The organism is Flavobacterium sp. (assembly GCF_040382755.1).
Classification (GTDB): Bacteria; Bacteroidota; Bacteroidia; order Flavobacteriales; family Flavobacteriaceae; genus Flavobacterium.
This window is the reverse complement of the sequence record NZ_JBEIET010000168.1, coordinates 1-3,486: the sequence shown is the minus strand read 5'-3', so window position 1 is coordinate 3,486 and position 3,486 is coordinate 1. Positions and strand designations below refer to the sequence as shown.

General features: G+C 32.4%; 4 protein-coding genes and 1 pseudogene. 3 read left to right on the top strand and 2 right to left on the bottom strand.

All coding sequences use genetic code 11. The features are described 5' to 3' along the window. Positions 1 to 22: 22 nt before the first annotated feature. From rlmD to ABWO04_RS10605, 3 genes are read left to right on the top strand one after another with little or no spacing between them, the layout of a single operon-like run. Complete coding sequence (gene rlmD / locus ABWO04_RS10615; RefSeq protein ID WP_353079677.1) at positions 23 to 1,435, top strand: 23S rRNA (uracil(1939)-C(5))-methyltransferase RlmD; 1,413 nt, start codon at positions 23 to 25, stop codon at positions 1,433 to 1,435. Positions 1,436 to 1,438: 3 nt separating this feature from the next. Then, positions 1,439 to 1,933 (top strand): DUF6452 family protein, encoded by a 495-nt coding sequence (locus tag ABWO04_RS10610; RefSeq protein WP_353079676.1) that lies wholly within the window; start codon positions 1,439 to 1,441, stop codon positions 1,931 to 1,933. Further along, on the top strand, positions 1,905 to 2,636 hold the full coding sequence (locus ABWO04_RS10605) for a DUF6048 family protein (protein WP_353079675.1): 732 nt from the start codon (positions 1,905 to 1,907) through the stop codon (positions 2,634 to 2,636). The genes ABWO04_RS10610 and ABWO04_RS10605 overlap by 29 nt, the downstream gene beginning before the upstream one ends. Positions 2,637 to 2,746: 110 nt before the next feature. Here ABWO04_RS10605 and ABWO04_RS10600 read toward each other — a convergent pair whose 3' ends face one another. Both ABWO04_RS10600 and ABWO04_RS10595 read right to left on the bottom strand, forming a co-directional pair. Beyond that, positions 2,747 to 2,980 (bottom strand): hypothetical protein, encoded by a 234-nt coding sequence (locus ABWO04_RS10600; RefSeq protein ID WP_353079674.1) that lies wholly within the window; start codon positions 2,978 to 2,980, stop codon positions 2,747 to 2,749. 31 nt (positions 2,981 to 3,011) lie between these two features. Then, positions 3,012 to 3,486, bottom strand: a pseudogene (locus tag ABWO04_RS10595) (class I SAM-dependent RNA methyltransferase); the annotation flags it as partial.

Genomic DNA, 3,486 nt, shown 5'->3' with positions numbered 1-3,486 from the left:
TAACAATTCTTATTTTTGCGTCATGGGAAAAAAGAGAACAGAAAGAATCGTATTCGAAAACGTACAAATCCTTGATGCAGGTGCAAAAGGTGTATCGGTAGCAAAAGCGCCAGATGGTAAAGTAATTTTTATTCCGAATGTTGTTCCAGGTGATGTGGCCGACATTCAAACTATGAAAAAACGAAAAGCATTTTATGAAGGTAAAGCCATAAAAATTCACGAATTTTCAGAGCACCGAACAGAACCAATTTGTGAACATTTTGGTGTTTGTGGCGGTTGCAAATGGCAAAATATGAAGTATAGCCAACAACTACATTACAAACACAACGAAGTATACAATAATTTAAAACGTATTGGAAAGATTGAAATGCCCGAATTTGAACCCATTTTAGGTTCGGAAAAACAATTTTTCTACAGAAATAAAATGGAATTTGGTTTTTCATCTACGCGATGGATGACACCTGAAGAAGTGGCTTCAGGAGCAGAATTAGACAATAAAAATGCGGTAGGATTTCATATTCCTAGAATGTGGGATAAAATTTTAGACATAACAACTTGTCATTTACAAGAAGATCCATCAAACGATATAAGAAATGAAATTCGTCGATTTGCGAATGAAAATAATTTATCATTTTATAATCCAAGAACCAACGAAGGTTTACTGAGAACATTGATGATTCGTACCGCTTCAACAGGTGAATTGATGATTTTAATTCAGTTTTTCGAAAATAATACATCTGAAATTGAATTAATGATGCAGTTTTTAGCTGAACGTTTCCCTGAAACTACTTCATTACAATATGTTATCAATCAGAAAATGAATGATACAATTTATGATCAAGATATAATTACTTTTAAAGGTCGAAATTACATTTTAGAAGAAATGGAAGGGCTTCATTTTAGTATTAATGCCAAATCGTTCTACCAAACCAATTCGCAACAAGCGTATGAATTATATGCCATTACACGAGATTTTGCAGGACTTACAGGAAACGAATTAGTGTATGATTTATATACAGGAACAGGAACAATTGCGCAATTTGTATCGAAAAAAGCAAAAAAAGTAATTGGCGTTGAGGCTGTTCCAGAAGCAATTGCTGACGCAAAAGAAAATGCCAACAGAAATAACATTACAAATTGCGAATTTTTTGTGGGTGATATGAAAAATGTGTTTAATGATGATTTCATAAACACTCACGGACATCCAGATGTAGTAATTACCGATCCACCAAGAGATGGAATGCATAAAGACGTAGTCGCACAATTATTGAAAATTGGAGCTGAAAAAATTGTGTATGTAAGTTGTAATTCGGCAACACAAGCACGTGATTTGGCTTTATTAGATGAAATGTACAAAGTCACACGCGTGCGACCAGTAGATATGTTTCCGCAAACGCATCACGTAGAAAATGTTGTACTTTTAGAAAAAAGATAAGATATGAAACAGCTGTTTTTAGTAGTAGTATTTAGTATTTTCTTTTCGGGTTGCGAAAAAGACGATATCTGCGATGCTAATACGCCAACAACACCAAAAGTTGTGATTGAATTTTACGATGCTGCCAATCCAACAACACTAAAAAACGTAACTAATTTAGGCGTAATTGCTCCAGGATTTACAAATGGTTTTGGATTTACTGCCACAAGCAAAATAAAAGTGCCATTAAAAACATTTCAAGATACTTCAATTTTATATTTCATAAAAAATGGAAGTATTGATCCTACAACAGACGATAATTTAGACGAAATCACATTTAATTACAGTCGAAAAACAGTTTTTGTTTCTCGCGCTTGTGGCTATAAAACGTTATTCACACTAAATACTACTAACCCAATTACAGTAACACCTGATTCAAACAATTGGATTCAAAACGTTATTGTTTCACAACCAAATATTGAAAACGAAGATGAAACACATATTAAAATATATTTTTAGTCTAATTTTTGTGCTGCTGTTTTCAAAAAATGGTGTAGCTCAAGAAAAAGATACTTTGAAAATTCCTCAACGATATGGACTACGATTGGGAATTGATGCACATCGTTTGACAAAATCGTTATATAACGACAACTATAAAGGTTTAGAATTAGTAGGAGATTATAGAATTACTAAGAAATTTTATGCCGCAGGAGAAATAGGTAACGAAGAAAAAACTACAGCTGACGACAACCTTAATTACACAACAAAAGGAACCTATTTTAAAGTAGGTTTTGATTATAACGCCTATGAAAATTGGCTAGATATGGAAAATATGATTTTTATTGGAATGCGTGCTGGTGTTGGAAGTTTTAATCACAAATTAAACAGCTTTACAATTTATCAACCCGGAAATTATTACGGTGTAAATACAAATACATCTAATCAAGAATTCAACGGCCTTTCAGCAAGTTGGTTAGAAGTGGTAAGTGGACTAAAAGCAGAAGTTTTAAATAATTTATACGTTGGATTTTCCTTGCGATTAAATTATTTAATGTCTAACAATGAACCTGAAGGCTTCGCTAATTTATATATCCCTGGTTTTAATAAAACTTACGAAAACAGTAAATTTGGAGCAGGATTTAACTATTCTATAAGCTATTTTATACCATTTTATAAAAGCAAAGGGAAATCAAATTCCAAAATTTCAAAACCCAAACTCTGAAACTCTGAAACTCTGAAACTCTGAAACTCTGAAACTCTGAAACTCTGAAACTCTGAAACTCTGAAACTCTGAAACTCTGAAACTCTGAAACTCTGAAACTTAAAATTTAACTATTTAATCTCTTTCACCCCTTTAATAAAAAGCCATTTCATAAACAGTTTTTCACCTTCACTGGTTTTTACTACTTGAAATTTTGGGGCTAAAATAGTGGCTACTACAAATGCCGCTAATGGAATTTGCCAACTTGTAAAACCGGTATACGTAGCAACTATAAAACGGAATGCAATGAAAAGGATTAAAAATCCTAACATATTAAATACTAAAGATTTGGTTTGTTTTGACATACTATTATTTTTATTTACTATAAACTAATTATTAATTGACCTGAAATTTGGTTCGCTTGCTTCCGGCATACATTTCGTATTTCACGAAACGTGCTTCTAATTTTCCATTAAATAATTTTATTTTTCTACTTGGACGTAAACCAACAAATTTTAAGGCTTCCAAATTCGCTGTAATAAACCAAGCATTTGTTCCTTGATAATTTTGCTTCATCGTATCGCCAATTTCTCTATAAAATCGTTCCATTTCTATATTCAAACGTTCCCCATAAGGCGGATTGAAAACCATATGCAACGGTCCTTCTACTTCTTTCTCAGATTGAAAGAAATCGGCTTGTTTGATAGTTACATAATCATCTAAATTGGCATTTTTTATATTGTCTTTCGCTTTTTCAACAGCACTCGGTGCTTTATCGCATCCAACAATTGTATAATGAAATTCTCTTGTTTTTTTCAATAACGATTCTAAAACTTTATCAAATAATTCCGAATCCCAATCTGGCCATCTT

Excerpts from the sequence above, each read along its gene's own strand:
- rlmD (WP_353079677.1), top strand. The coding sequence starts at position 23 with ATGGGAAAAAAGAGAACAGAAAGAATCGTATTCGAAAACGTACAAATC.
- ABWO04_RS10610 (WP_353079676.1), top strand. The coding sequence starts at position 1,439 with ATGAAACAGCTGTTTTTAGTAGTAGTATTTAGTATTTTCTTTTCGGGT.
- ABWO04_RS10605 (WP_353079675.1), top strand. The coding sequence starts at position 1,905 with ATGAAACACATATTAAAATATATTTTTAGTCTAATTTTTGTGCTGCTG.
- ABWO04_RS10600 (WP_353079674.1), bottom strand. The coding sequence starts at position 2,980 with ATGTCAAAACAAACCAAATCTTTAGTATTTAATATGTTAGGATTTTTA.